Source organism: Methyloversatilis sp. MC4-4 (assembly GCF_049843555.1).
In the GTDB taxonomy this organism is placed as follows: domain Bacteria; phylum Pseudomonadota; class Gammaproteobacteria; order Burkholderiales; family Rhodocyclaceae; genus Methyloversatilis; species Methyloversatilis discipulorum_B.
This window is the reverse complement of the sequence record NZ_JBBHZK010000001.1, coordinates 785567-809708: the sequence shown is the minus strand read 5'-3', so window position 1 is coordinate 809708 and position 24142 is coordinate 785567. Positions and strand designations below refer to the sequence as shown.

25 protein-coding genes and 2 tRNA genes are annotated in these 24142 nt (G+C 65.1%); 14 read left to right on the top strand and 13 right to left on the bottom strand.

Annotated features, from left to right (window positions below; genetic code table 11):
- Positions 1 to 5: 5 nt before the first annotated feature.
- Together WDZ97_RS03740 and WDZ97_RS03735 are read left to right on the top strand one after the other, a co-directional pair.
- On the top strand, positions 6 to 1391 hold the full coding sequence (locus tag WDZ97_RS03740; protein ID WP_304003246.1) for a cytochrome ubiquinol oxidase subunit I: 1386 nt from the start codon (positions 6 to 8) through the stop codon (positions 1389 to 1391).
- Complete coding sequence (locus WDZ97_RS03735; RefSeq protein WP_304003244.1) at positions 1388 to 2383, top strand: cytochrome d ubiquinol oxidase subunit II; 996 nt, start codon at positions 1388 to 1390, stop codon at positions 2381 to 2383. The genes WDZ97_RS03740 and WDZ97_RS03735 overlap by 4 nt, the downstream gene beginning before the upstream one ends.
- 47 nt (positions 2384 to 2430) lie before the next feature.
- Here WDZ97_RS03735 and WDZ97_RS03730 read toward each other — a convergent pair whose 3' ends face one another.
- On the bottom strand, positions 2431 to 2775 hold the full coding sequence (locus tag WDZ97_RS03730) for a hypothetical protein (RefSeq protein WP_425761828.1): 345 nt from the start codon (positions 2773 to 2775) through the stop codon (positions 2431 to 2433).
- A gap of 464 nt (positions 2776 to 3239) precedes the next feature.
- Here WDZ97_RS03730 and WDZ97_RS03725 point away from each other — a divergent pair, with 464 nt between their 5' ends.
- From WDZ97_RS03725 to WDZ97_RS03680, 10 genes are all read left to right on the top strand, one after another.
- Entirely contained in the window at positions 3240 to 4535 is a 1296-nt protein-coding gene (locus WDZ97_RS03725; protein ID WP_425761827.1) for a tyrosine-type recombinase/integrase, read from the top strand.
- A gap of 241 nt (positions 4536 to 4776) precedes the next feature.
- Positions 4777 to 5106 (top strand): type II toxin-antitoxin system RelE/ParE family toxin, encoded by a 330-nt coding sequence (locus tag WDZ97_RS03720; protein ID WP_425761826.1) that lies wholly within the window; start codon positions 4777 to 4779, stop codon positions 5104 to 5106.
- Complete coding sequence (locus WDZ97_RS03715; RefSeq protein ID WP_425761825.1) at positions 5103 to 5417, top strand: helix-turn-helix domain-containing protein; 315 nt, start codon at positions 5103 to 5105, stop codon at positions 5415 to 5417. The genes WDZ97_RS03720 and WDZ97_RS03715 overlap by 4 nt, the downstream gene beginning before the upstream one ends.
- Before the next feature lie 8 nt (positions 5418 to 5425).
- Complete coding sequence (locus tag WDZ97_RS03710) at positions 5426 to 5719, top strand: HigA family addiction module antitoxin (protein WP_425761824.1); 294 nt, start codon at positions 5426 to 5428, stop codon at positions 5717 to 5719.
- 130 nt (positions 5720 to 5849) lie between these two features.
- Positions 5850 to 6134, top strand: a complete 285-nt coding sequence (locus tag WDZ97_RS03705) for a hypothetical protein (RefSeq protein ID WP_425761823.1) — start codon at positions 5850 to 5852, stop codon at positions 6132 to 6134.
- Between the two features lie 64 nt (positions 6135 to 6198).
- A complete protein-coding gene (locus WDZ97_RS03700) occupies positions 6199 to 7146 on the top strand; it encodes a hypothetical protein (RefSeq protein ID WP_425761822.1) in 948 nt (315 codons plus the stop codon).
- Between the two features lie 122 nt (positions 7147 to 7268).
- The gene (locus tag WDZ97_RS03695) at positions 7269 to 7499 is read left to right on the top strand and encodes a helix-turn-helix domain-containing protein (protein ID WP_425761821.1); all 231 of its coding nucleotides are present in this window, start codon (positions 7269 to 7271) and stop codon (positions 7497 to 7499) included.
- Positions 7499 to 7906 (top strand): hypothetical protein, encoded by a 408-nt coding sequence (locus WDZ97_RS03690; RefSeq protein ID WP_425761820.1) that lies wholly within the window; start codon positions 7499 to 7501, stop codon positions 7904 to 7906. Before WDZ97_RS03695 ends, WDZ97_RS03690 begins: the two co-directional genes overlap by 1 nt.
- A gap of 23 nt (positions 7907 to 7929) precedes the next feature.
- Complete coding sequence (locus WDZ97_RS03685) at positions 7930 to 10860, top strand: DUF927 domain-containing protein (protein WP_425761819.1); 2931 nt, start codon at positions 7930 to 7932, stop codon at positions 10858 to 10860.
- Complete coding sequence (locus WDZ97_RS03680; protein ID WP_425761818.1) at positions 10850 to 11395, top strand: hypothetical protein; 546 nt, start codon at positions 10850 to 10852, stop codon at positions 11393 to 11395. The genes WDZ97_RS03685 and WDZ97_RS03680 overlap by 11 nt, the downstream gene beginning before the upstream one ends.
- A gap of 795 nt (positions 11396 to 12190) precedes the next feature.
- Here WDZ97_RS03680 and WDZ97_RS03675 read toward each other — a convergent pair.
- The 3 genes from WDZ97_RS03675 to WDZ97_RS03665 all read right to left on the bottom strand — a co-directional run bounded on the left by WDZ97_RS03675 (position 12191) and on the right by WDZ97_RS03665 (position 13743).
- Positions 12191 to 12267 (bottom strand) — tRNA-Arg (locus tag WDZ97_RS03675).
- Positions 12268 to 12335: 68 nt separating this feature from the next.
- Positions 12336 to 12429 (bottom strand) — tRNA-Ser (locus WDZ97_RS03670).
- Positions 12430 to 12504: 75 nt separating this feature from the next.
- Positions 12505 to 13743, bottom strand: coding sequence for an aspartate kinase (locus WDZ97_RS03665; protein WP_425761817.1), 1239 nt, complete (start codon positions 13741 to 13743; stop codon positions 12505 to 12507).
- A gap of 330 nt (positions 13744 to 14073) precedes the next feature.
- On the opposite strand from WDZ97_RS03665, the gene WDZ97_RS03660 reads away from it, so the two are divergent.
- Entirely contained in the window at positions 14074 to 14367 is a 294-nt protein-coding gene (locus WDZ97_RS03660; protein WP_019917961.1) for a helix-turn-helix domain-containing protein, read from the top strand.
- 96 nt (positions 14368 to 14463) lie between these two features.
- Here the strand turns inward: WDZ97_RS03660 and WDZ97_RS03655 are convergent, their stop codons facing one another.
- From WDZ97_RS03655 to gspG, 8 genes are read right to left on the bottom strand one after another with little or no spacing between them, the layout of a single operon-like run.
- Entirely contained in the window at positions 14464 to 16785 is a 2322-nt protein-coding gene (locus tag WDZ97_RS03655) for a secretin N-terminal domain-containing protein (RefSeq protein ID WP_425761816.1), read from the bottom strand.
- The gene (locus WDZ97_RS03650; protein WP_304003238.1) at positions 16782 to 17285 is read right to left on the bottom strand and encodes a hypothetical protein; all 504 of its coding nucleotides are present in this window, start codon (positions 17283 to 17285) and stop codon (positions 16782 to 16784) included. The genes WDZ97_RS03655 and WDZ97_RS03650 overlap by 4 nt, the downstream gene beginning before the upstream one ends.
- A complete protein-coding gene (gene pilO / locus WDZ97_RS03645; protein WP_304003237.1) occupies positions 17282 to 17818 on the bottom strand; it encodes a type 4a pilus biogenesis protein PilO in 537 nt (178 codons plus the stop codon). The genes WDZ97_RS03650 and pilO overlap by 4 nt, the downstream gene beginning before the upstream one ends.
- Positions 17815 to 18363: a hypothetical protein gene (locus WDZ97_RS03640; protein WP_304003236.1), complete on the bottom strand. Its 549-nt coding sequence runs from the start codon at positions 18361 to 18363 to the stop codon at positions 17815 to 17817. Before WDZ97_RS03640 ends, pilO begins: the two co-directional genes overlap by 4 nt.
- Entirely contained in the window at positions 18360 to 19052 is a 693-nt protein-coding gene (locus tag WDZ97_RS03635) for a hypothetical protein (protein ID WP_304003235.1), read from the bottom strand. Before WDZ97_RS03635 ends, WDZ97_RS03640 begins: the two co-directional genes overlap by 4 nt.
- Positions 19033 to 20718, bottom strand: a complete 1686-nt coding sequence (locus tag WDZ97_RS03630; RefSeq protein WP_341929861.1) for a GspE/PulE family protein — start codon at positions 20716 to 20718, stop codon at positions 19033 to 19035. The genes WDZ97_RS03635 and WDZ97_RS03630 overlap by 20 nt, the downstream gene beginning before the upstream one ends.
- Complete coding sequence (locus WDZ97_RS03625; RefSeq protein ID WP_304003233.1) at positions 20715 to 21893, bottom strand: type II secretion system F family protein; 1179 nt, start codon at positions 21891 to 21893, stop codon at positions 20715 to 20717. Before WDZ97_RS03625 ends, WDZ97_RS03630 begins: the two co-directional genes overlap by 4 nt.
- Before the next feature lies 1 nt (position 21894).
- The gene (gspG, locus tag WDZ97_RS03620) at positions 21895 to 22308 is read right to left on the bottom strand and encodes a type II secretion system major pseudopilin GspG (RefSeq protein ID WP_020164955.1); all 414 of its coding nucleotides are present in this window, start codon (positions 22306 to 22308) and stop codon (positions 21895 to 21897) included.
- 163 nt (positions 22309 to 22471) lie between these two features.
- Between gspG and WDZ97_RS03615 the strand changes: the two genes are divergently transcribed.
- Positions 22472 to 23065 carry a lytic transglycosylase domain-containing protein gene (locus WDZ97_RS03615; protein WP_425761815.1) on the top strand — a complete coding sequence of 198 codons (594 nt, stop codon included), beginning with the start codon at positions 22472 to 22474 and terminating at the stop codon, positions 23063 to 23065.
- 67 nt (positions 23066 to 23132) lie between these two features.
- Here the strand turns inward: WDZ97_RS03615 and WDZ97_RS03610 are convergent, their stop codons facing one another.
- Complete coding sequence (locus WDZ97_RS03610) at positions 23133 to 24131, bottom strand: PEP-CTERM sorting domain-containing protein (RefSeq protein ID WP_425761814.1); 999 nt, start codon at positions 24129 to 24131, stop codon at positions 23133 to 23135.
- Between the last annotated feature and the right edge of the window lie 11 nt (positions 24132 to 24142).

Genomic DNA, 24142 nt, shown 5'->3' with positions numbered 1-24142 from the left:
CACCGATGGATCTTGATCCCGTCCTGCTGGCGCGCATCCAGTTCGCCGCCAACATTACCTTCCACATCCTGTTCCCGACCATTTCGATCTCGCTCGGCTGGATGCTGCTGTTCATGCGCTGGCGCTGGCTGAAGACCAGTCACCGGCCCTGGCTGACCGCCTACCGCTTCTGGACCAAGGTGTTTGCGCTCACCTTCGCGCTCGGCGTGGTCAGCGGCATCACGATGAGCTTCCAGTTCGGCACCAACTGGCCCGGCTTCATGGAGAAGGTCGGCAACATTGCCGGACCGCTGCTCGGCTTCGAGGTGCTGACCGCCTTCTTCCTCGAAGCCACCTTCCTGGGCGTCATGCTGTTCGGCCACGGAAGGGTGAGCGAGCGAGTACACCTGCTTGCCACCTTCCTGGTCGCCTTCGGCACGACGATGAGCGCGTTCTGGATCCTCGTGCTCAATTCCTGGATGCAGACGCCGGTCGGCTACGAAATCATCAACGGTGAATTCCATGTCACGAGCTGGATGGAAATCATCTTCAATCCGTCCTTCCCCTACCGCTTCGCACACATGCTGCTGGCGTCCTTCCTGACCATGGCCTTCCTGGTCGCCGGCGTGTCGGCCTGGCAGGTGCTGCGTGGCAAGGCCAACGCATCGACACCGCTGGCGCTGCGCGCCGCGATCACGCTGGCGGCGGTACTGATTCCGGTGCAGATCCTGGTCGGTGACATGCACGGCCTAAACACGCTGCACCATCAGCCGCAGAAGATCGCCGCCATCGAAGGCGTATGGGAGACCGAGAAGGGCGCACCACTGCTGCTGTTCGCGCTGCCCAACGAGACCGAACGGCGCAATGACATGGCTATCGGCATCCCGAAGATGGCGTCCTTCATCCTGACCCATGAATGGGATGGCGAACTGAAGGGTCTGAACGAATTCGAGGCGCACCCGCCGGTGAAGCCGCTGTTCTTCGGCTTCCGCATCATGGTCGCCATGGGCACGCTGATGCTGCTGGTGAGCTGGGCAGGCTGGTGGCTGCTGCGACGTCGGGGATGGCAGCCCGAACACGCGCCGCAATGGCTCATGGTCGGCATCGCCGCGATGACCTTTTCCGGCTGGATCGCCACGGTCGCCGGCTGGTACGTAACCGAAATCGGTCGCCAGCCCTGGATCGTACAAGGCCTGATCAGGACAGCTGACGTCGCCTCGGCGACGCCGGCGCCGCACATCGCGATCACGCTGGCCGGGTATCTGATCACCTACGTACTGCTGATCGCTGCATATATAAGTGTGCTGCGCTACATGGCCGAGAAACCGTCTGACAGTTACGACCCTGCGCCCACCGGCGGCGCAGCGACACTGCTCGGCACCCAACCCGCAAAGAAGGAAGGTGGCGCATGAGCTGGGCCGAAATCCTGCCGGTGATCTTCATGGGCCTGATGGGCCTCGCAATGTTCCTCTACGTCGTGCTCGATGGCTTCGATCTGGGCGTCGGCATGCTGCTGCATCGCGCCGACGACGGACAGAAGGACATGATGATCGCGTCCATCGGTCCCTTCTGGGACGCCAACGAAACCTGGCTGGTGCTGGGCGTAGGCATCCTGCTGATCGCATTCCCGAAAGCGCACGGCGTCGTCATGACCGCGCTCTACCTGCCCATCGCACTGATGCTGCTTGGCCTCATCCTGCGTGGTGTGGCCTTCGACTTCCGGGTCAAGGCGCAGGACAGGCACAAGCCGCTGTGGAATTTCATCTTCTTTGCCGGTTCGACCGTCACCTCGGTCGCCCAGGGCTGGATGCTGGGTCGCTTCATCACCGGCTTTGCCGACGGCGGCGCCTACGACCTGTTCGCGCTGGCGATCGCCATCGCACTGCCCTGCGCCTATGTACTGATGGGCGCCACGTGGCTGGTGCTGAAGACAGAAGGCGATCTGCAATCGCGAGCGGCACATTGGGGACGACTTGCGCTGATACCGGTCGTCGTGGGCATGGGCCTCATTTCGCTTGCCACACCCTGGGTCAGCGATACGGTCAGCGCGCGGTGGTTCAGTCTGCCGCAGTTCATCGGCCTACTGCCGATACCGTTCGCCACCTTCGCCTGCTTCGTCGCACTGTGGTGGACACTGAACGGCAAACGCGCATTGGGCACGCTGTGCTGGCTGCCCTTCATCCTGACTGTCGGGATATTCCTGATGGGGGGACTGGGCCTCGCCTACAGCCTCTACCCCTTCGTCGTGATGGATCGCATCACGATCTGGCAGGCGGCAAGTTCCACCGCTGCGCTCAATCTCATCCTCGCAGGCTGCGCCATCACGGTGCCGGCCATTCTCGCCTACACCTTCTTTGCACACCGCGTGTTCTGGGGCAAGGCGACGGAACTGCGCTACGGATGAAGAAGTCGGTCCCGCCCCGCGGGCGGGACCGCTGCCGCTCCGGCCGACTAACGCGCCGGAAACACCCAGATTTCCTCGCCGTAGTCGAAATACAGCACGACGCCGCTGCCCGCGCAGCGTTCCGATGCATCGAGCGCCTCGCGCCAGCCGACGAACTTCCGTGCCTGCTCGACTGAGGGCGTCCAGCCCCAATCCGAGGGTGCAGCCGCAGGATCACAGACGGCGAGAAAGAGCGCCCCACCCTCCTTCTGCACACCGAAACCAAGATACGTCGCATGCTCGGGCACACCGAGCTTCGCCTTCAACCAGGCCACCGGCGTGACCCGCTCCTCCCCGAACTCCGCACTCTTTTTTCTTATGACCACCCGCTTCTCCTCCCCGAACGAAGTCATGAAACGACTTTGTCATATTACCAAGGTCACTCCGCAGCACCGCACGAAAGAACACCGACGGAATGTGACGAATGGATACACGACGGTCGATGTCGCGCATGTCGTACGCGTACGACGAAGTGAGGAATGCAGGACGGAAGCCGGTCGCCGCAGAATGCAGCCCGAGAAGTGAAGAACAAAAGAAAAAGGCCAGTCAATCGACTGGCCTATCTCTTTGTTTCCCTGCGGTAAAGTGGCGCGCCCGGAGCGATTCGAACGCCCGACCCCTTGGTTCGTAGGCAAACAGACCGCGCTTTCACGGTCATTCACGATGATGCATAGAGACACACGAAACGGCTTGAAATCGGCGTTTCCGTCCGACTTATGCATTCACGCTTGCACATCTTAATGTATGAAAATGCACTGAGATTCTGTCCCCCGCCTGTCCCCGGTGCTACAGTGCGGAAAACCAAGGGGTCGGGACGATGGCGCGCAACACGATCAATTTCACCAAGGACGCACTTGAAAAGCTGCCGCTGCCGGCCGCTGGCCAGCGCGTCGAATACTTCGATGCGAAGGTTCCGGGACTGTGCGTTCGCGTCTCGCCGACGGGCGTCAAGACCTTCATGGCGCGCCGCTGGATTCGCGACGCCGGCAAGGCCGAACGCGTCACCATCGGCCGCTTTCCATCGGTCACCATCGAGCAGGCACGACGCAAGGCCGGCGAGGTGAACCACGCTGTCGCGCGCGGCGAGAACCCGGCCGCAGCGATCCGCGAGAAGCGCGCGGAACTCACGCTTGCCGAAGGCTTCGACGTGTATGTGTCCAGGCACCTGAGGCCGCACGGCCGGCGCACCGCCGATGCGCTGCGCGCCTCGTTCGAAGTGTGGCTGTCGAAGCTGCCGGACGCGCCGCGCAAGCCGCGAGCGCGCGAGCGGAAAAAGCCGGAAGGTTCGGTCGACTGGTCGGCGCGCAAGCTGTCCGCGATCAAGCCGCAGGAGGTGCGCCGCCTGCATGCCGCGATTGGTGCGACCGGAAAGCGCACCATGGCAAACCGCGTCGTCGAGCTGCTGTCCACCATGTTCAACAAGCTGGCCGACCTGGGCGAGTACCGGGGCGAGAACCCGGCCGCAGGAATTGAGCCGTTCGCAGAGGTGAAGCGCGACCGCTTCATCCAGTCCGGCGAGCTGCCGCGCTTCTTCGAGGCACTGGCCGGCGACGATTCGCAGGACTTCCGCGACTTCGTGGTGCTGTCGCTGATGACTGGTGCCAGACGCGGCAACGTCATGGCGATGCGCTGGGAGGATCTGAGTCTGCCGGATGCCGCATGGCGCGTACCCGGCGAGGCATCGAAGAACGGCGAACCCATGCTGATTGACCTGGTGCCCGAGGCGCTGGCGATCCTGCAGCGGCGCAAGCCTGCCGAGGCCACGCCGGCCGGCTTCGTGTTTCCGGCGCGCAGCAAGGCCGGCCACATGGGCAACCCAAAGAAGCGATGGGCCGCGCTGCTGGAGCGCGCGCAGATGCAGGACTTCCGCATTCACGACCTGCGCCGCAGCCTGGGAAGCTGGCAGGCCAAGACCGGCGCCTCGCTGGCGATCATCGGCAAGACCCTGGGCCACAAGGACCCGAGCGCGACCCTGATTTATGCCCGGCTGGACCGCGACCCGGTGCGCGCCGCTATCGAACAGGCCACTGGCGCCATGCTTGACGCGGCCGGGCGCGACGCAACGGCCAAGGTGCTGCCGCTCGCGCGCGGCAAGGCGCGCGGCGCGAAATAGCCGAAGGGGCGAAACGTGGCGGTTACAGCGGTTACATCGGTTACAGAAGAAGAAAACCAAGTATCCATGCGGTTTTCAGCGGTGCAGTGTTGTAACCGCTTGAAGAAATCGAAACGGTTACAGCGGTTACAGCCTCAGCGGTTCGCCGCTGCCCGGCGCAATCTGGCGCGCGGCCCGCTCCATCCGGCCATCGGGCGCATTCCGCCCTTGCCTCTTATATCGGAAAACGTATAAATTGACGATGAAGCCGATTCTGTGGATGGGCGACAGCCTGAAGGCCATGTCTGCATTTCCGCCCGATGCGAAGCGCGAGGCCGGGCACCAGTTGTGGACGGTGCAGCAAGGCGACGATCCGAGCGACTGGAAGCCCATGACGGGTATCGGCGCGGGCGTGCGGGAAATCCGCATCCGCACGGAAAGCGCCTACCGCGTCGTGTACGTGGCGAAGTTCGAAGAAGCGGTCTATGTGCTGCACGCCTTCGTGAAGAAGACGCAACGCACGGCGAAGGCCGATATCGACCTGGCGGAACGCCGTTACCGCGATCTGCTGGCAACGAGGAAAACGAAATGAACACCCCTGACACAACCATCGAGAAGAGCAGCGGCAACGTGTTCGCCGATCTGGGTTTCGATGCTGAAGAGGCGCAACACCTGGTGCTGCGGTCCGAACTGATGCGCGCGATCCGGAAGCACGTCGAAAGCAGCGGCCAGACTCAGCAGCAGGCCGCCCGCCTCTTCGGCGTGACGCAGCCCCGCCTGAACATGGTGCTGAAGGGACGGATCAACGAATTCAGCCTTGATGCGCTGGTGAGCATGCTCGCCAAGGCCGGGATGCGTGTCGAACTGAAGGTGAAGAAGGCACCGGCACGCAAGGCCGCGTGAATGCACACATGAGCCACTTGAGCATGCATGACCCCGCACCGGCTGGCGAGTTGCTGGCCGGTTGGCTTGAGGAACTGAACATGACGGCGCCCGCTTTCGCGGCGCACCTGGGTATCAGTTCCGTGATGCTGGCGCGCGTTCTGAGCGGCCGCGCGGCCGTGACCGCAGACATGGATATTCGCCTGTCCGAAGCCTTGGGCACAACGCCCGGTTACTGGCTGCGCCTGCAGGCACAGCGTGACCTGTGGACAGCGTCGCAATGGGCGAAGGACCGCGCGCCCGTGGCGAGGATCGGCGCTTGAACGTAGGAACCCGCAGCAGCAGCACGCGGCACCCTGCCCGGCCGGCAAGCCGGGCAACGAGAGCGGGACGCACCAGCGCGGCAACGCTGATACGCCCCTGACCACAACCCGAACGACAGGAGTTCGAACCATGGCTGAAATTGAGCGTAACACCACGACGGACACGGCAGCAGAACCGGTCCGGCCCGATTACTTTTCATTTGTCGGCGAAGTTACCTACCAGTTGCACGATGCAATTTCACTGGTTGAGGGTGCAGGGGCTCTGCTCTGCACGCACCCTGGCTGGGAGGGTTCGGACGAGCTTTCCAGGGTGTTGCGCTTAATACGAATGCTTCGCGATGGTCTTGATGACACACTAGCTTTGGTTGACCGCAGTTCATTTGCATACGCTCTGAAAGAGCGGCAGCGCGCATGACCGCGCCAGAACGGGCGGGACTACGAGACTCCGCCGGATGCTTTCCGGCGGAGAGGAGGCGACTGTGAGCAGCGCATACGGGCCGCGTGAAATGTTGATCGAGTGTTTGATGTCGGCACAGTTTGGCCACGGCTGGCTGTCTCGATTCGAGGTTATGGGCCTTGATGGGCAAAGCATCGACACGAAGATACCCCCTATGTGGCTGACCGCGGAGCCGGAATTCTGGCGCCGTTTTGATGCTCTGCGAGCGATGCCCATGGACAAGCTTGAAGCAGAGTACGAGCCAGTCAGGCGCCGAGCAGATGAGGAACAGCGAGCGCACAAGGAAGCGCAAGAGCGGAGCGATTGGGCACTAGCTTGCCGAAACTGGGCACGGAAAGACTATTGGACTGTGGACGAGCTGGTGTCGCTAATGGAACGGAGGGATCCTGAACAGGGCGGATGGTACGAACCTGATTTGTCTTTCCAGGACACGCTGACGCGCGCCCTTTCCTCAGGCGCCTTCGAAGATCGCGCACTAATGCGCCTTGGCACCTGGCAGGTGCAACCTGGGGCGGCAATCGAATGGTGCGAACGCAAGAAATTTAGTATCCCTTCCGATCTGCGATCCGCCGTTCAAGAGTTTCATCAATTGACGCCGTCGTCGCTCGCACCCGCACAACAAACGCAAGCCGCTTATGAATCCGTGCAACGGGCTTTTCTGACGGTGCGGCGCGCGGCCGAGCGTTGTATCAGCGAAGAAGATGAGGATGGCAACGCGCAAACAGATGCGGAAGAAGTTTCCCTCAGGAATCCGACAGGGCGTGCCGCGCTGATTCGCTTGCTCGCCGACGCATGGGAGTTTCCAAAAGTGGTTTCGGAAGCGGACAAGTCCCGCATCCGAGGCTTCTTGCTGGACCATGCGAGCGGCGACCCGTTTCGCTTCACCGGACCCACTTTCGATAGGGCTTGGAAGCTTGCGAAGGACAGGGTTCGCTGCCGAAACCCCGCTGACAAAGGGTCGGACGAATAAAAGTCCAACCCCGCTAGGTGCGTCCTAGCCCCGGTCCTAGCTCGACGTCCTAGCCCAGACTTTCGGACTCTCCGCCTGCCGATGATTCGCTGTGAATCTAGGTATTACGCGGAGGTTCGAAAATGCATCAGATAGAAAGCGTTACGTCATCTGACGAGTTGCTGACGGCCAAGCAGGCCGCCGCCTTCTTGAAGGTCAAACCGGGCACGCTCGCGTGCTGGCGAACGACCAAGCGCTACCCGCTGAAATACACCCGCGTCGGGAAGTCGATCCGCTACCGCCTGAGCGATTTGCAAGCCTTCCTTGCCGCGCGCGACAGCGGTGACGACGAGCTGGCACAGGGGGGTGAGTGATGAACGCCCCAGCCGTCGATCCTCGCCTCATGTACGCGCTTGGGCTGCAGTTCCACAACGCCGCCGCCGCAGTGGATCACTACTTCGGCGAGGGCATAGCCGAGAGCAATCCTTTCCTTGTGGTCACTGTCGCGCGCCTGATCAACGAGCGCGAACGCGGACGCGAATCGCTGGAAGCAGCCGACCAGTTGCGCCAGTCGCTGGCAAGCGTTGTGCGGTCGCTAGACACCATCGCGGGCGAAGCACAGGAACGTCGCAACGAGGCACGCGACGGCCTGGTGATGCTGTGCAACACCCTGCGAGAGTTGAACGCAGGCGAAGCCATTGCAGGCGTGCGCCGGGCGATTGACGAACTGGCGGCCGAAGTGTCGGCGGTTACCGTCGCCGTCAATTCGGCCTCGCTGTGAGCGGCGCAGCGGAAGGACCGGCCGTGCGCGAATCTGACCGCATACGCGATGCGCTGTCGTACCTGGAACCCGACAGCCACGACTACCGCGTGCGCATCGCCATGGCCGTGAAAAGCGAGCTGGGCGCGGCCGGCTTCGATCTGTGGGACGCGTGGTTTCAGCGCGCGGAGAGCTACAGCGCGAAGGACGCGAAAGCGATCTGGAAGAGCGTGCGCGAGGGCGGAAAGGTGCGCATCGGCACGCTGTACCGCGACGCCAAGGCGCACGGTTGGCGGGACGCCGGAGCGCGGCCGCCGCTCACGCCGGAAGAGCAGGCAGCACGCGAGCGAGCGGCGCAGGCCAAGGCAGCGCAGGAAGCGGCGGAAGAGAGGAAGCGGCGCGACAAGGCGCGGCGCAAGGCGCATGCGATCTGGAACGCGGCACAGCCTGCCGACGACACCCACCCCTACCTGATCCGCAAGCGCGTGCGAGCGCATGGCCTGCGTGTCGGCGTATGGCCTCGCTGGCAGAAGGACGGCGCCGGCCGCTGGGAAGAGATCCGCACACCTGGCGCGCTGCTGGTGCCGATCCGCAGCGCATCAGGCACGCTGCACAGCCTGCAGGCCATCTATGCGGAGCGGATCGAGGATCGCGACAAGGACTATCTACCGGACGGCCGCAAGGCGGGTTGCTTCCACCTGCTGGGCGAGGTCCCGGCAGACGCCCCGCTATGCATCGCCGAAGGCTACGCGACCGCTGCAACCATCCACGAGGCGACCGGCTGGCCGGTTGCCGTGGCCTTCGATGCCGGCAACCTTGAAGCCGTGGCGCGCGAGCTGCGCACGCTGCATGCGGACGCGCTGCTGATCGTCTGCGCCGACGATGACCACGCCACCAAGGGCAACCCCGGTCGCACCAAGGCGGAAGCCGCAGCGGCCGCAGCGGGTGGCGTGCTGTGCCTGCCGCTGTTCGCTGCGGATCGGCCCGAAGGCTGGACCGACTTCAACGACCTGGCGTGCAGCGAGCGCGACGGCGAAGGCATGGCAGCGGTGCAGCGACTGCTTGAAGAGGCGCGGCAATCCTTCGTCCAGGCGAACGCTAACAAGCCGGCGCCGGCCATCGACGACACACAAGCCGCAGTCTTGCAGACGCCTGCACAGGATGCGCGGCCAGCGCAGGCGAACGCGGCTGGCGACTGGTTCGAGGTGGAAACGGACGGCGAAGCGCCGGGCGTGTATCGCGTGAAGTGGCAGCCACCGAAGGGCAAGGACGGCATGCCCTACTTCGACCGGGTTTTCGTCTGCGCGCCGCTCACCATCACGCACATGGTGCGCGACCGCAACGGCGACGGTTGGAGCCGGCTTGCGGACTTCCGCGACCATGACGGGCGCAAGCGGCGCGTCATCGTGTCCGATGAGCTGCTGGAAGGCGACGGGCTGGCGCTGGCGCGCATGCTGCGCGGGCGCGGGCTGTTCATCGCCGACAATCGCGGCGGGTTGCTGAAGATGTACGTGAACCGCGAGCGACCGACAGCGCGGGCGCGCCTGACCCGCCGCATAGGCTGGCACAAGGACGTGGGCGAGGCCGGCCGCTGGTCTTTCGTGCTGGGCGGCGACGCCGAACCGATAGCGCCGGACGGTGCGGAACTGTGGCTGCACGACGCGCCAGGCAACGGCGGTGCGCAGTTCCGGGCGGCCGGCACGCTGGCGCTATGGCGCGAGCATGTGGCAGCGCTGGCAGTCGGCAATAGCCGGCTGACCTTCGCACTGTCCGCCGGCTTCGCGGCGGCGCTTGTGTGGCTGCATCCGAACATCGCGGGCGGTTTCCATTGGGCGGGCGGTTCCAGCCTGGGCAAGTCAGCACTGCTGTATGCAGCGGCCAGTCTGTGCGGTGCGCCGTCCTACCGCCGTACCTGGCTGCTGACCGCAAACGCCATCGAGGCCACCGCCGCAGGCCACTGCGACGCGCCGCTGTTGCTGGACGAGCTGAAGCAGGCCGGCAACCCGCGCGACGTGGCACAGGCCGCCTACATGCTCACCAGCGGGCAAGGCAAGGGACGCGGGCAGGCTGCGGGCGGCATGCGCGAGACGGCGGAATTCAGTCTGCTGTTCCAGTCGAACGGCGAAATCGGCCTGACGCAGTTCCTTGAAGAGAATCAGGAACGCGCCTATGCCGGGCAGGAAGTGCGCTTCTGCGAACTGCCGGCCGATGCCGGCGCCAGCTTCGGCGCCTGGGACACGCTGCACGACCACAGCGACGGCGCGCGCTTCAGCGAGGCGGTACAACGCAACGCAGCGAAGCACTACGGCACCGCCTGGCCGGCTTTCGTGCGTCGCGTCGTGGATGAGCGTGACGAGCTGGCCGATGAGTTCGAGCGCATGCGCGCGCAGTTCGAGAAATCGGCACTTAGCGAACGCGCCGGCGGGCAGGCGATCCGGGCAGCAACCCGCTTCGCGGCGGTCGGCTTCGCGGGCGAGTTGGCGACCGCCTGGGGCATTACGGGATGGCCGACCGGCGCAGCGGCACAGGCAGCGATGCGCATGTTCAAGGACTGGCTGCAGGCGTTCGGCGGCGAGGAAAACCGCGAGCCGCGAAAGATGATCGAGCAGGCCGCCGCGTTCTTCCAGGCGCACGGCGTCGGGCGGTTCGAGGACTGGCGCCGGCCGTCCATCTCCGACAGCCACGCACCGCGCACGATGAACCGCGCGGGCTGGCGGCGCCCGACGAAGGAAACCGAGAACCTGAAGGAAGCGGATCAGGTTATCGAGTACCTGGTTTATCCGGCTGTGTTCAAGAGCGAAGTCTGCAGCGGGTTCGATCCGAAGCAGGTTGCGAAGGTGCTGCATGATCACGGCATGCTCAAGCGTGGCGACGGACACATGACCGTCCAGGCACGCGAGCCGGGTGCATCCAAGCCGATCCGCTTCTACTGCATCACGGCGGACGTGCTCGGGGGTGGCGACGATGAAGCTTGATTGGTCGGCGATGCTGGCCAGCAGCGATGCGGCCCCGGTTGAAGCGGCTGAAAGCGGCTGTAACCGCACCCGAAGCGGTTACAGGTTACAGAAAGCGGTTACAGAAACAGACCCGCAAGCCATTGATTCAAAAGTAATTGAAGAAATCTGTACCCGCGTAACCGCTGTAACCGCCACTTTTGAAGAGCCAAAGGGAAACGCATCGAGCGCACCGGAAAAAAAGTCGGGGGGTGGTGGTCTGTGTGCCCTTGCGCCAGCGAACAGAACCGCGACCCGCCGCCCTGTTCTCGACTACCGCTTGACCGATCACGCGAACAACGGCGGGCGCATCATCGGCGCGCTCGGCGATGTGCTGGCGGACCTGGTGCGCGATCTGCGGGAGCGATACGGCGACCGGCTGGATTGGGTGGATGTGCGTGAGCAGTTCGAGGAACGCGCGGCCGTGGTCGAATACGACGGCGGGCAACCCCGCGAACAGGCCGAACGGATCGCTGCGGACGAGGTGCGCGCGACGATGGAAAGGCGGCATAAGTAGCCTTATCGCACCCCGGAAAGTTTCATCCTGTGAAACGGTGCCGGAAGCGTTCTCAGTGTGAAAACCGCTGTCGTTCGGAAAGGTGAACGAAGTCAACGAGTTACCGCGCTTCGGCCTGTTTTGGGCGTTGCTGATAGTAAGTATTTTCAGAAGCTGCACCGCAGCAATCCCTGTCTACACGCCGTTTTAGCGTAGCCAGATGCCCGACAGGGGGTGGTTAAAAGTCGGAAGTGGCGCACCGCCAGACCGAACGCCAAGGCGCATTTTTATGGCGGGCTGATATACCCCCTGGGGGTTCGAACTGAAGGCGCCCAGACGGTGCGATCACTCATCGCGTAAGGACTGCGCGAGGCCGCACAGTCAATCGACGCGTGTGCGGCGGCGCATGCGCCCCCTGAATCATTCTCGCTGCGGACCTTCGGCGCCCTGCCCGGCCTTCCTTGGTGGAAGCCTTCGTCAGCCCTACGGGTCCTTCCTGCACGTTCTCCGATACGGGTGGAGACATCGCACAGAAACGCGAGCCACGCCGGACGCCTGGACTTGGTTGGTCCGGTCCGACGTTCGCCTGAGTGCGGCGGGTCCTCCTGGGGGTGCGGCGATACGGTGCGCATGACGGCTTCGAAAATCTAGCGCCAGACTTTTCAGGGGTCTAAACCCCTGCCCGATCTGCCCTGCTGACTGGAACGAAACGGGCTGACGTGCTCGGGCATTCTGTCCCCGGCCTGTCCCCGGAAGCCGGAAAAGAAAAAGGCCAGTCAGATGACTGGCCTATCTCTTTGTTTCCCTGCGGTAAAGTGGCGCGCCCGGAGCGATTCGAACGCCCGACCCCTTGGTTCGTAGCCAAGTACTCTATCCAGCTGAGCTACGGGCGCGCTGCAGAGAGGCAGAACTATAGCACATCTTTTCAATACTGCAACCATTTCATGAAGCAATGGTTGCTTGGCGGAGAGGGAGGGATTCGAACCCTCGATACAGGTTTTGGCCCGTATGCTCCCTTAGCAGGGGAGTGCCTTCGACCTCTCGGCCACCTCTCCGGTACTGCAAAAGCGCGCGAATCATACCGGTAAGCCCCGCTCCGGTCAAACCCGCGCGCGATTTATTCCGGCTGATTACTGCGCCGGCTGATCGAGTTCGAACGCGCGGTGCAGAACGCGCACGGCGAGTTCGAGGTACTTCTCGTCGAGCACCACCGACACCTTGATTTCGGACGTCGAAATCATCTGGATGTTGATGCCCTCTTCCGCCAGCGTGCGGAACATCTTGCTTGCCACACCCGGGTGCGAGCGCATGCCGACACCGACCGCCGACACCTTGCAGATTCTGTTGTCGCCCTTGATCTCTCGCGCACCGATGTGCTGGCGAACGCTTTCGAGGATTTCCATCGCCCGCGCGAACTCGCCGCGATTCACCGTGAACGAGAAATCGGTCGAGCCGTCGTGGCCGACGTTCTGGATGATCATGTCGACGTCGATGTTGGCGTCGGCAATCGGTCCCAGAATCTGGTAGGCGATGCCCGGACGATCCGGCACGCCGAGCACGGTCAGTTTGGCTTCGTCGCGGTTGAAGGCGATGCCGGAGATGATGGGTTGTTCCATGTTGACGTCTTCCTCGACAGTAATCAGCGTGCCCGGGCCTTCGTGACCCTCGTCCTCGAAACTGGACAGCACGCGCAGCTTGACCTTGTACTTGCCTGCGAACTCGACCGAGCGGATCTGCAGCACCTTCGAGCCCAGGCTCGCCATCTCGAGCATTTCCTCGAAGGTGATGCGGTCGAGGCGGCGGGCTTCCGGCACGATGCGCGGGTCGGTGGTGTACACACCATCGACGTCGGTGTAGATCTGGCACTCGTCGGCGCTGAGCGCGGCGGCCAGCGCGACGCCGGTAGTGTCGGAACCGCCGCGGCCGAGAGTCGTGATGTTGCCCTTCTCGTCCACGCCCTGGAAGCCGGCAACGACGACGACGTGACCTTCATCGAGGTCGCGGCGGATATTGTGTTCGTCGATCGACAGGATGCGCGCCTTGGTGTGCGCGTCGTCGGTCAGGATGCGCACCTGGCCGCCGGTATAGCTGCGCGCCTTCAGGCCGAGATCCTTCAGCGCCATCGACAGCAGGCCGATGGTGACCTGCTCGCCGGTGGAGGCGATCACGTCGAGCTCGCGCGGATCGGGCGTCGGCGAAATCTCCTTGGCAAGGCCCAGGAGGCGGTTGGTTTCGCCGCTCATGGCCGACACTACGATGACCATCTTGTGGCCGCGGGCGACGTAGCCGGCGACCCGGCGGGCAACGCTCTTGATGCGGTCGGGCTTGCCGACCGAGGTGCCGCCGTATTTCTGGACGATGAGAGCCATCTGAACTTCCGGGACGTTGTACGAAAACCCGCGATTGTAACTGATCCGCCCGCGGCGACATGGCGCGTCGGTTTTTCACGTTCAGGACACCGGAAGTCTGCGCGAAACGTCTGGCGAAAAACGATGTCCACGACAATACCAAGCGACTTGCAAACATATGCAAAGCTGTTTGGTGCAGGACGTTGTGATCATTTATACTGGGTTTTGTCTATGACTTTAGTTATAGGCACGGGAGTAAGCAGCTATGCGAAGCGGCAGGCAGCCAGGCACCGGATTTTCAAGGATCCCGGCACCGAAGTTTCGATGTTCAACTCATCAAGGACAACGAGCATGAAAGCAACCGATACCATCGACGCACGTGAAATCCGCAAGAAGCTGGGCATGAACCAGTCGCAATTCTGGTCGCGCCTCGGCGTGACGCAAAGCGGCGGCTCCCGCTACGAAAGCGGCCGTAACATGCCGAAGCCCGTGCAAGCGCTGCTGCGTCTGGTGCACGTCGAGCAGATCGACATCAGCAAGATCCGTCGCGAAGACGTCGAAGTCGTCGAATACCTGCGCGCAACCGATCCGGATACGTTCAAGCGTCTGAAAAAGGAAGCCCGCGCGCACCGCAAGGCCGGCTGATACAGCCTTCGCGGAGCGCGATACGGACAAGGGGAAGGCAGACCGCCTTCCCCTTTTCTTTTGCGCGCACGTCGCCGTATCGGCGACGCGTTCGGCTTACGGGCGGATCACGATATCCACCGGCGACGGTGCATTGATCTGCAGCGGATTGCCGTCCGCACCCAGCGCCACCACATTGCCCACCTGCACGCTGCTGGCGCCTGCCGGCGCGTTCGGTGCCGCGCGGAAGCGCAGTTCGGCGCGCGCCTCCTGCCCCGCTCCTGCAGCCGACAGGGTCACCGCAGCACGCCCTGGCGCGGTCACCGTTCCGAGCGCGGTCAGCACGTTCGGGTCATAGACGATCTCTATCGTCGCGTTGCGCACGCCGGCGCCTGCGGTCATCGATACGATCACCCCCGCCTCGCCGCCCGCGGCCACCTCACCTGATGACTGCATGCGCAGTTCGGCACCGCCCGCCTCTTCCTCGGGCTCGGGTGCCGGCGCCGGTTCAGGCTGAACGGCTCGCGACGGCGACGCGAACTGCACCGCACCGGCAGCCGGTGCAACACCGCCGCCCGAACTCGACAGGCGCATGCCCTGATCCTTGCCCGACTGCCGGATCGACAGCGACGCAGCACCCACCGCCGCCTCGGTACCGGCCGGCAAAGCGGGCGCGATGTGCGCCGGCCGGCTCAGATTGCGCACGATGCGCGGCGTGATCAGCAGGACGATTTCGGTCTTGTTGTTGCTGCCGCGCTCGCTCGAGAACAGCTTGCCGATCAGCGGCAGGTGACCCAGGCCCGGCAGGCGCGACGCGCTGGTGCGCTCTTCGTCGGAAATCAGGCCGGCGAGGATCTGCGTCTCGCCGTCCTTCAGACGCAGCGAGGTCGCGGTCGAACGCGTGCCGACCTGGTAGGCGAGCGAGCTTTGCGGCCCGGTCACCTCCTTGACGATGCTCGACACCTCCATCGTCATCTTGATGTCGACGTCGTCCTCCGGGTGGATCAGCGGCTCGACGTCGAGCTTCAGACCGACGTCGAGATAGGTGACCGACGCAGACACGCCGACGTTGGCGGTCGAGGTCGTCGTGAACACCGGCAGCTTCTCGCCGATGTGCACCTTGGCCTTTTCCTTGTTCTTGACGCGGATGCGCGGGTTGGCGAGCAGATTGGCCGCGCCGTCGGTCGCCTTCAGATTCAGGATCAGACCGGGATTGCTGACGTAGGGAACGACCAGACCGTTGGTGTCCTTCAGATTGATGTTGCCCTGAAGCAACTGGCCGCCCAGCGTCGTCGTCGTCGTGATGCCCGCCGCGGTGCTGACTGAATTGCTGATATTGGGCGTCAGGATGCCGTAGCCGATCTGGTCCGGGAAATCGATGCCCAGTTCCTTCATCTTGTTGCTGCTGACTTCCAGCACCTCGACTTCCAGCATCACTTCCGGCTCGGCCACGTCGACCGACTCGACCAGCTGTTCGGCCAGTCGGACCGCGTCGACGGTGTCCTTCATCACGATCACGTTCAGCCGTTCGTCGATGTAGATATCCTTGGTCTTGATCACGGTCTTGATCAGGTTCTGCACCTGCTTCGCCTCGGCGTTGACGAGGAAGAAGGTGCGTGTGATCAGCTCCTTGTATTCGCGCACCTTGGCCGCGGTGTTCGGATAGATGAGTACGGTGTTCTCCGACAGCACGCTGCGCTCGAGCTGGTTGGTGATCAGGATGAGGCGCATCACTTCGGCCACCGTCGTGTTGCGTACGAACAGCGTCACCTTGATGTCGGGCCGCACGTCCTTGTCGAACACGAAGTTGATGCCGGTCGAGCGGGCGATCGCCTCGAACACGTTGCGCATCGAGGTATCGCGGAACTCCAGTGTCACCGTCTTTTGGAACATGTCGCCGAGCGCGGCCGGCTGCTGCTGCTTCGGCCGCGCCTCCTCGATCTGGCGCAGCAGCTCGCGCGCGCCGGCGTGCGAGCCATCCTGCCCCAGCACGTTGCGCACGCGTGCTTCGGCGCCAGACACGTCCTTGCGCACGAACATCGCATTCGCCTCGGTCACCATCGCGTCGTGACGCACGCCGCGCAGCAGCTGGTCGCGCATCGAGATGGCGCGCGGATTGCGCGCGTCCATCGCCAGCACGCGGTCAAGTGCGGCGGCGGCGGCTTCTCGATTACCGGCGATGCGCGCGGCCTCCGCCTGCGCCAGCTGGCGGGCGATGGCCACTTCGCGCTGACGGTACAGCGTGGCGCGGATCTCGGCGTTGTCCGGAGACTGCTTGGCCGCCTGCTCGAACAGGCCGAGCGCGCGGTCCTGGTCGCCGGCCATCAGCGCCTGCTTGCCGTCCTCGAACGCCTTGTTGGTGGCACAGCCCGCAAGTGCAAGCACTGCAGCGAAAAGCAGGAAGGCCGCACGCATGCGGGGCGAGAGGAATGCAGTCATTTGGCGTTTCCGATGGACAAGGTCTGCCGCTGCTTTAGCGGCTCGAACATGAAGGTGACGGCGTTGGCGCTCACCGATTCGACGCGGTACTGGTTGTTCAGCAAATCGCCCTGGCGCGCGACAAGCATGCGCTCCCCCTGGGCGAGGAAGACGACGGTGGACGTACCTTCGGTCATCCGGCCCTGGTAACGGAAGGGCAAGGGTGGCGCGACCGGTGCCGGTGGCGGTCCGGCCTGCACGCTCACCTTGGGAGGCGGCGGCAGGAAACTGTGCGCGGCGAACAGGTCATGCCCGACCTCGGCTGCCGCCCGCACCGGCAGCGCAGCGATCGTGTTCCCCTGCTCCACCGCCGACGTGCGGGCAGTCGCCACCGCCGTGCTGCGCGAGGTGCGCGGTTCCGCGACCAGGCCGGCCGCGTCGCCTGCATCGTCCTCGATGCCGGCCGCGTACCACACTGCAATCAGCGTTGTGATCAACGCAATGACGAGGCCGCGGCTCATGAAGCGTCCTTCATCAGGATCGACACGCGCACCGTGGCGTCGACCGTATCGCGCGCGATGTCTTCGCGGCGCAGCACTACATCGTCCACCAGCACCGCTGGCGACAGACGCTGGATGTCGGCCAGCCAGGCGCGCAGCGCCGGGTAACTGCCGCGCAGCGGGAACACGTATTCCTGGCGCGCATAGCCCGAACCGAGCGGCTGCGACTCGCGGCTTTCGACGCGCGCCAGCGCCAGCTTGCCGGCGGTCGCCGTCTTCGACAGATCGGCCAGCAGCGACGGCAGGCGCTTGCGCTCGACCAGCGCCGCGTCAAAACGCGCCAGCTGTTCGCGCGGCGATTCGACCTTGACGCCCTGCGCCACCCGCTCGGCCAGCGCCTCGTGTTCGGCTTCGAGCGTGTCCAGTTCGGCCTGCAGAGGCGCTGCCGCGCCGAAGTGGATGGCCAGCGCGAACGCCAGCAGCGCCACGCCGACGGCGCCCGCCCAGCCCGCGCGCGCCAGCGCGTAAGCCAGATGTGCCTGCAGCCGCTTCATGCGCGCCTCCAGTTCAGACGCAGCGAAAAGGCGACCACCTGCACCCCCTCGCGCTGCTTGAATTCAAACACCTCGATGCGCGGCGCCGCCAGCGACGAGGCGTCGGCGAAGGATTCGGCGTAGGCGAACAGCGCATTCAGATCCTTCGCCTCGCCGGTCACGCGCAGCAGTCCGCGCGCGGCGTCCGGTTCGACCGACAGCAGCGCGACGTCGGCGTGCTGTCCGGCGAGGGCTTCGAGGTCGGCGAACAGTGGCTGCCAGTCACGTGCCATCTGCAGCGACAGCGTGCGTGCGACGTCCAGTCGGGCGCGCAGACCGGCGTCCTCCTGGTCGCGTCGCGCCAGTACGCGCGCCTGTTCGGCGGCGCGCGCGGCGCGACGGTTGTCGGCGCGCTGCGCCTCGACCAGCCCCCCCAGCGTGTCGTAACGCTCGGCAGCGAAGGCGGCCGCGGCGCAACCGAGCGCGAGGGCCAGCCAGCCCAGCCAGCCGGGCGCACGCCGACGGGCGACGAAATCGATTTCGGGAACGGCCGGGCGCCTGCTCATGCGCCACCTCCGGCCACGCAGCGCCAGCCACGCGGCAGGGTCACTGACGGCGAGCCGTGCAGGAAGAGCTGGCCGCCCGACAGTTCGCCGTCGAACAGGCTGAGCCGGCGCTCGAGCACGGCGCCGATAGCGGCCGGATCGGCCAGTGCCTCGCCGCGCACGTGCAGCCAACGACCACCGGCCCACAGGCCCATGCACAGCCAGCCATGGCGCAACTGGGCGAATCCGCCGGTCGCTGCGTCACCGCGCAGCCCGGCGTAGGCGCGCAGCCAGGCCGGCTGCATGCTCTTCAGCTTCACGCTGCGCGCGGCACACCAGGCCTGCAGGCGCTGCACCAGCGCGGCATCGAGTGCGCAGGCGAGCACGCTGGCCGCCGGCCGTGCATCCCAGCTGAACACCCAGCCCTGGGCTGCGCTACCGAACACCTCGATCATGCGGGCACGCACCAGCGCATGCTGCTCGTCGTGGCCGACGACGCCGGGCGGCACCTCGATCACCTGCCAGCGCGCCCAGGCATTGTCCACCGTCACCTGCAGCGCAGCGCGACGCGGCGTCGCCTCGGCCGGCAAGGCGTCGAGCGAGGCGGCCAGATTGTCCAGCGACAGCATCTGCGCCACGCCGTGCCGGCCGAGCGATACGCCGTGCGGACCGACTTCGAGCGTCAGCGCCTCAGACGACAAAAGTGACACGGTTCAATTCCGCCAGACTGGTTTCGCCGCTGGCCACCAGGGCCAGACCGGCTTCGCGCAGGGTGCGCGTGCCGCGCGCGCGCGCGGCCTCCTTCAGTTGTCGCATCGGGGCGCGCGTAACGATGAGCTCGCGCAGTTCGTCGTCCAGCACCAGCAGTTCGGCGATCGCTCGCCGGCCCTTGTAGCCGGTGCCCCGGCAGTGGCCGCAACCGGTGCCGGCGCGGAAGTCGTAGCCGCCCGCGCCGATCAGACCAGCCAGGCCGGATTCCTCAAGCTGCGCCGCTTCCGGCACCTGCGGAGCCGCGCAGTGGCGACAGTTCAGCCGCAGCAGGCGCTGGGCGACGATGCCGTTCAGGGCGGATACCAAGTTGTAGGGGTCCACGCCCATGTGCAGGAAGCGGCCGATCACGTCGAACACGTTGTTGGCGTGCACCGTGGTCAGCACCAGGTGACCGGTCAGCGCTGCCTGCACCGCGATCTCGGCGGTTTCGCCGTCGCGGATCTCGCCCACCATGATCTTGTCCGGGTCGTGCCGCAGCACCGAGCGCAGGCCGCGCGCGAAGGTGAGTCCCTTTTTCTCGTTCACCGGAATCTGCAGCACACCGGGCAACTGGTACTCGACCGGGTCCTCGATGGTGATGATCTTGTCCAGGCCGTGGTTGATCTCGCCGATGGTCGCGTACAGCGTGGTGGTCTTGCCGGAGCCGGTCGGGCCGGTCACCAGCAGCATGCCGTAAGGTTCGGCCGCCAGCTTGCGCAGCGCAGCGCGCGCAATGTCGTCGAAGCCCAGGCTTTCCAGCGTCAGCGCCTTCAGTTCTTCGGTCAGGTGCTCCTTGTCGAGCACCCGCAGCACCGCGTCCTCGCCATGCACGCTGGGCATGATGGACACCCGCAGATCGATGTCACGACCGGCGTAGGCCACCTTGAAGCGGCCGTCCTGCGGCACGCGCCGCTCGGCGATGTCCAGTTCTGCGAGTACCTTGATGCGGGAAATGACCTGTTCGGCGGTGTCGGCGCCGGCGATCTGACCGACGCGCACCATCACGCCATCGACCCGGTACTTCACCTGCATGCCGGCCGGCACGGATTCGAGGTGGATGTCGGACGCGCCCTGCTTCAGCGCGTCGTACAGTGTCGAATTGACCACCCGCACGACCGGACTGGCGTCGTCGGCGATACGCGCCAGCGACAGCACTTCGGCCGAACTGCTGCTGACCTGCTCGCCTTCGTCCAGAAGCCCGGCTGAGGCACGCTGGCTCTCCTCGAACCGCGCCAGCGCGGCGGTGATGTCGTCGCGCGTGGCGACGCGCAGCTCGAAGCTGTCGTGCAGCGTAACCGCCAGCCAGTCCTGCAGCGCAGCGTCGTAGGGGTCGGCGACCACGGCGACGCGTGCCCCCGTCTCGTCGGTGGCCACGACCACGGAGCGCGCCAGCGCCTCGGAAAAGCGGATGCCGCCCAGCGTCATCGTCAGCGCGTTGAGGTCAGCGCTGTGCATCGCACGCAGCCCGAGCTGGGCGGCGACCCGGGCGCACATGTCGTCAGGCGTGCTGCCGGACAGATCGATCAGGGCCTGCATGACCGAGCCGCGCCCGGCCTGCACGCGGGCGCGCGTCAGCAGATCGCCTGTAATCGGCGACGGCACCGCGTTGGCGGGCAGCGCGCTCATTGCAGGCTCTCCGCCAGCTGGAAGATGGGCAGGTACATCAGCACCACGACGCCGCCAATGGCCAGACCGATCACCAGCATCAGCAAGGGGCCGAACAGCCGGGTCGCGCGGTCGAGCCAGCGCGTCATTTCCTCGTCGTGGAAGGCTGCGATGCGTTCCATCATGTCGCCCAGATTGCCGGCGCGCTCACCGACGCGCAGCATGCGCGACGCCACCGCGGTGCTCAGACCGACCTCGGTGAAGGCGTCCGACGCGGCACGGCCCTCGCGTATCGACAGCAATGCGCGCGTCAGGCTCTGCTGCATCGGCAGCGGCAGCAGTTCGCGCACCAGTTCGAGCGACTGCACGACCGGAATGCCGCCGCGCAGCAGCATGCCCACCGTGCGGAAGAAGCGCGCCAGCCGGAACACCCGCATCCGGCTGCCGATGCCGGGCACGCGCTCGAACTGGGCCATCAGCCCCTGCCGGAACGCCGGCTGACGCACCGTCCAGGCGATGCCGATCACCACCACGAGCAGGCCCAGCCCCAACGAAGCCGAATTCGCCTTGACGAAATGGCCCCACGCGAGCAGCCACTGCGACGCCAGCGGCAGTTCGGTGGAAATATCTTCATACACTTTGGAGAACTCCGGCACCACGAACACCAGCAGGAAAAGCACCACCAGCATGCCCACCACCAGCAGGATGACCGGATAGGTGGCCGCCGCGACCAGCTTGCCGCGCAGGCTGTCGAGCTGTTCGCTGTAGGCGACATAGCGTTCGAGCGCCTGATCGAGGTCGCTGGTGCGCTCGGACGCACGGATCATCGCCACCAGCAGATCGGGAAAGATGGCGGTCTGGGCGGACATCGCCATCGACAGCGTCTTGCCCTGGCGCAGCGCGTCGATCAACGCGGTCAGCACGGTGCGCGACAGTGTGCGGCCCTCCTTCTCGGCCATCACCTCGAGACCTTCGACCAGCGACAGGCCCGAACGCAGCAGCGCCAGCAGCTCCTGACAGAACAGCAGCACCGGAAAGCGCTGCCGGTTGAAGGACAGCGTGTGCGCACGCGCCGCCGACAGCACGGTCAGGCCGTCGGCCTGAACCTGTGCGCGTGCCGACGCTTCGTCGGACGCTTCGACCTGCAGCTGCGTGATGCGATTGGTGACGTCGAGTGCGCGAATGCGGAAAAGCATGTCACCAGTTCGTGATGTCGGCGGCTTCTTCGGTGCCGCCTGCCTGGCCGTCCTTGCCCAGCGAGCTCAGATCGTACTCACCGTGTTCGCCAGGTGCCTTATATATATAGGGGCGTTCCCACGGGTCGAGCGGAACCGCCTTCTTCAGATAGGGGCCCGACCACTTGCTGGTCGTCGACGGACGCTCGACCAGTGCCTTCAGGCCCTCCTCGGTGGTCGGGTAGCGCCCGTTGTCCAGCCGGAACTGGTCGAGCGCCTTTTCCAGCGCATCGATCTGCGCACGCGCCGCCTTGACCTCGGACTTGCCGATCTGGCTGAAGAAGCGCGGGCCGACGTATCCGGCCAGCAGGCCGATGATGACCATCACCACCAGCAGTTCAAGCAGGGTAAAGCCGCGTTGAGAAATCCGGTTCATAGCCGTAATGTGACGTGTCATGATCGTACCGAGTCTAGTCGCCGTGCATCGACCGCATCAAGCAAACAGGGCCGATGCTTTCCGCTTTATTTCAATATCGCTGAAAACATTCCGCAGCATGCTTGCAATACCCGCAACTTTATCGCCCGCGTATTTCCTGCAGATGACTTCAACGACCGCCCGCTCCGTTTTCCTGCTGCTCGCGCTGCTGTGGGCCGCTGCAGCGCAGGCCGACGTCTATGTGAAGGAGGACGCCGACGGCGCGCTGGTGCTGACCGACGCGCCGGGCGGTGAAGGCTTCGAGCTGCTGCTGCGCAGCGAGCGCGATGCAGCAGCCGCGCCGGTGGCGGCGCGCGCCGAGCACCCGTCGGCCCGGCTGCACGCGCCACGGATCGAACGCGCAGCGCGTGCGGCCGGCGTCGAAGCCAGCCTGCTGCACGCGGTCATCCGCGCCGAATCGGCCTACAACCCGCGGGCGGTATCACCCAAGGGCGCGGCCGGCCTGATGCAGCTGATGCCGGCCACCGCCCGCCGCTATGGCGTGGCCGACCGCTTCGACCCTGACCAGAACGTGCTGGGTGGCGCGCTCTACCTGCGCGACCTGCTGGCCCGTTTCGACGGCCAGCTCGAACTGGCGCTGGCCGCCTACAACGCTGGCGAGGGCGCGGTGCAGAAGTACGGCGGGCGCATTCCACCCTACGCCGAAACGCAACGCTACGTGCCGCAAGTGATGCACAACTACCGCTCGCTGCAGTAGACCGCCGACCGCTTGCGGACAAAAAAATGGCCTGCGCAAGCAGGCCATTTTCATTCCGGCGGGTATCTCAGGCCCTGCGCCGGCGCGCTACCGCTGCCAGCACGCCAAGCCCGGCGAGGAACATCGCGTACTCAGCCGGTTCTGGAACCGGTGCAGCCTGCCAGCCGATGTCGCGCAGGATGGCGTAATCGAGCGCGGTAAGCGCACGGCGCTCGCCAGTGTTCAGCGTTTGCGTCATCAGCGCGGTCTGCGTCACGCCATTGACGGTGCTGACCACGCTGTCGTCGAGGAAGCGCTCGTCGATGACTTCCTGATCGTTCTCCTCGTCGTAACGGTAGTACACCGGCACGCCCTCGCCATACTCGGCCAGTGCGTTGGCGCCGACGAAGGTGAGGTTCTCGCTGTCGACATTGGCGTGGTAGGACGCCACCGGTGTGCCCGCACCGCCGACGCCGTAACCCAGGATGCCGAGCAGACCGCGCAGCGCGACCGTGTAGAAGTCGTACTGGCCCTCGAAGGACTCCAGCGTCGAGATGTCGTCGTCGACGTAGAAGCTGGCTTCGCTGTCGAAGGCGAGCGAGCCGCCCCAGGGCGAGTAGTCGGTCGGTGTCGACGCGATGGCGCCAGGTTGGCCGCGGCTGCGCAGTTCGTCGCGGTAGGCAAGGAAGGCGGGATCGTTCGCCGGCACCGAAGCCGGCCGCGTCGCGTTGCGCACGGCGCCGCTGAGCGCCAGGTGCGGTGCGCCGAGCGCCGCGCGCCCGCCGACATACACATAGATCTGGTTGGCGCCGATGGTATCGACCGCCCGCGACGACGTGCCGGTGTCCGGCGGCGTGAAGAAGATGCTGGGCGCGAAGTCGCCCTGCGGTGAAATCGCGCTCAGCTGGTCGGAAATGCTCGCCTCGATCGTGCCGGCCGCCTGTTCGAGCAGCGCCTTCATTTCGTTCGTCATGACGCCGTTGCCGTCATGGCTGTAGTCGAACACGAATTCGATATTGGCCTGCGCGCCACCAGCCAGCGTCATCGACGCCAGCACACCGGCCAGCGCCTTGAATACGGGTCGCATGTCCATCCTCC

Bases quoted from the DNA above. Each gene is read 5' to 3' on its own strand.
- WDZ97_RS03740 (WP_304003246.1), top strand. From the start codon at position 6: ATGGATCTTGATCCCGTCCTGCTGGCGCGCATCCAGTTCGCCGCCAAC.
- WDZ97_RS03735 (WP_304003244.1), top strand. From the start codon at position 1,388: ATGAGCTGGGCCGAAATCCTGCCGGTGATCTTCATGGGCCTGATGGGC.
- WDZ97_RS03730 (WP_425761828.1), bottom strand. From the start codon at position 2,775: ATGACTTCGTTCGGGGAGGAGAAGCGGGTGGTCATAAGAAAAAAGAGT.
- WDZ97_RS03725 (WP_425761827.1), top strand. From the start codon at position 3,240: ATGGCGCGCAACACGATCAATTTCACCAAGGACGCACTTGAAAAGCTG.
- WDZ97_RS03720 (WP_425761826.1), top strand. From the start codon at position 4,777: ATGAAGCCGATTCTGTGGATGGGCGACAGCCTGAAGGCCATGTCTGCA.
- WDZ97_RS03715 (WP_425761825.1), top strand. From the start codon at position 5,103: ATGAACACCCCTGACACAACCATCGAGAAGAGCAGCGGCAACGTGTTC.
- WDZ97_RS03710 (WP_425761824.1), top strand. From the start codon at position 5,426: ATGAGCCACTTGAGCATGCATGACCCCGCACCGGCTGGCGAGTTGCTG.
- WDZ97_RS03705 (WP_425761823.1), top strand. From the start codon at position 5,850: ATGGCTGAAATTGAGCGTAACACCACGACGGACACGGCAGCAGAACCG.
- WDZ97_RS03695 (WP_425761821.1), top strand. From the start codon at position 7,269: ATGCATCAGATAGAAAGCGTTACGTCATCTGACGAGTTGCTGACGGCC.
- WDZ97_RS03690 (WP_425761820.1), top strand. From the start codon at position 7,499: ATGAACGCCCCAGCCGTCGATCCTCGCCTCATGTACGCGCTTGGGCTG.
- WDZ97_RS03680 (WP_425761818.1), top strand. From the start codon at position 10,850: ATGAAGCTTGATTGGTCGGCGATGCTGGCCAGCAGCGATGCGGCCCCG.
- WDZ97_RS03665 (WP_425761817.1), bottom strand. From the start codon at position 13,743: ATGGCTCTCATCGTCCAGAAATACGGCGGCACCTCGGTCGGCAAGCCC.
- WDZ97_RS03660 (WP_019917961.1), top strand. From the start codon at position 14,074: ATGAAAGCAACCGATACCATCGACGCACGTGAAATCCGCAAGAAGCTG.
- WDZ97_RS03655 (WP_425761816.1), bottom strand. From the start codon at position 16,785: ATGACTGCATTCCTCTCGCCCCGCATGCGTGCGGCCTTCCTGCTTTTC.
- WDZ97_RS03650 (WP_304003238.1), bottom strand. From the start codon at position 17,285: ATGAGCCGCGGCCTCGTCATTGCGTTGATCACAACGCTGATTGCAGTG.
- pilO (WP_304003237.1), bottom strand. From the start codon at position 17,818: ATGAAGCGGCTGCAGGCACATCTGGCTTACGCGCTGGCGCGCGCGGGC.
- WDZ97_RS03640 (WP_304003236.1), bottom strand. From the start codon at position 18,363: ATGAGCAGGCGCCCGGCCGTTCCCGAAATCGATTTCGTCGCCCGTCGG.
- WDZ97_RS03630 (WP_341929861.1), bottom strand. From the start codon at position 20,718: ATGAGCGCGCTGCCCGCCAACGCGGTGCCGTCGCCGATTACAGGCGAT.
- WDZ97_RS03625 (WP_304003233.1), bottom strand. From the start codon at position 21,893: ATGCTTTTCCGCATTCGCGCACTCGACGTCACCAATCGCATCACGCAG.
- gspG (WP_020164955.1), bottom strand. From the start codon at position 22,308: ATGAACCGGATTTCTCAACGCGGCTTTACCCTGCTTGAACTGCTGGTG.
- WDZ97_RS03615 (WP_425761815.1), top strand. From the start codon at position 22,472: ATGACTTCAACGACCGCCCGCTCCGTTTTCCTGCTGCTCGCGCTGCTG.
- WDZ97_RS03610 (WP_425761814.1), bottom strand. From the start codon at position 24,131: ATGCGACCCGTATTCAAGGCGCTGGCCGGTGTGCTGGCGTCGATGACG.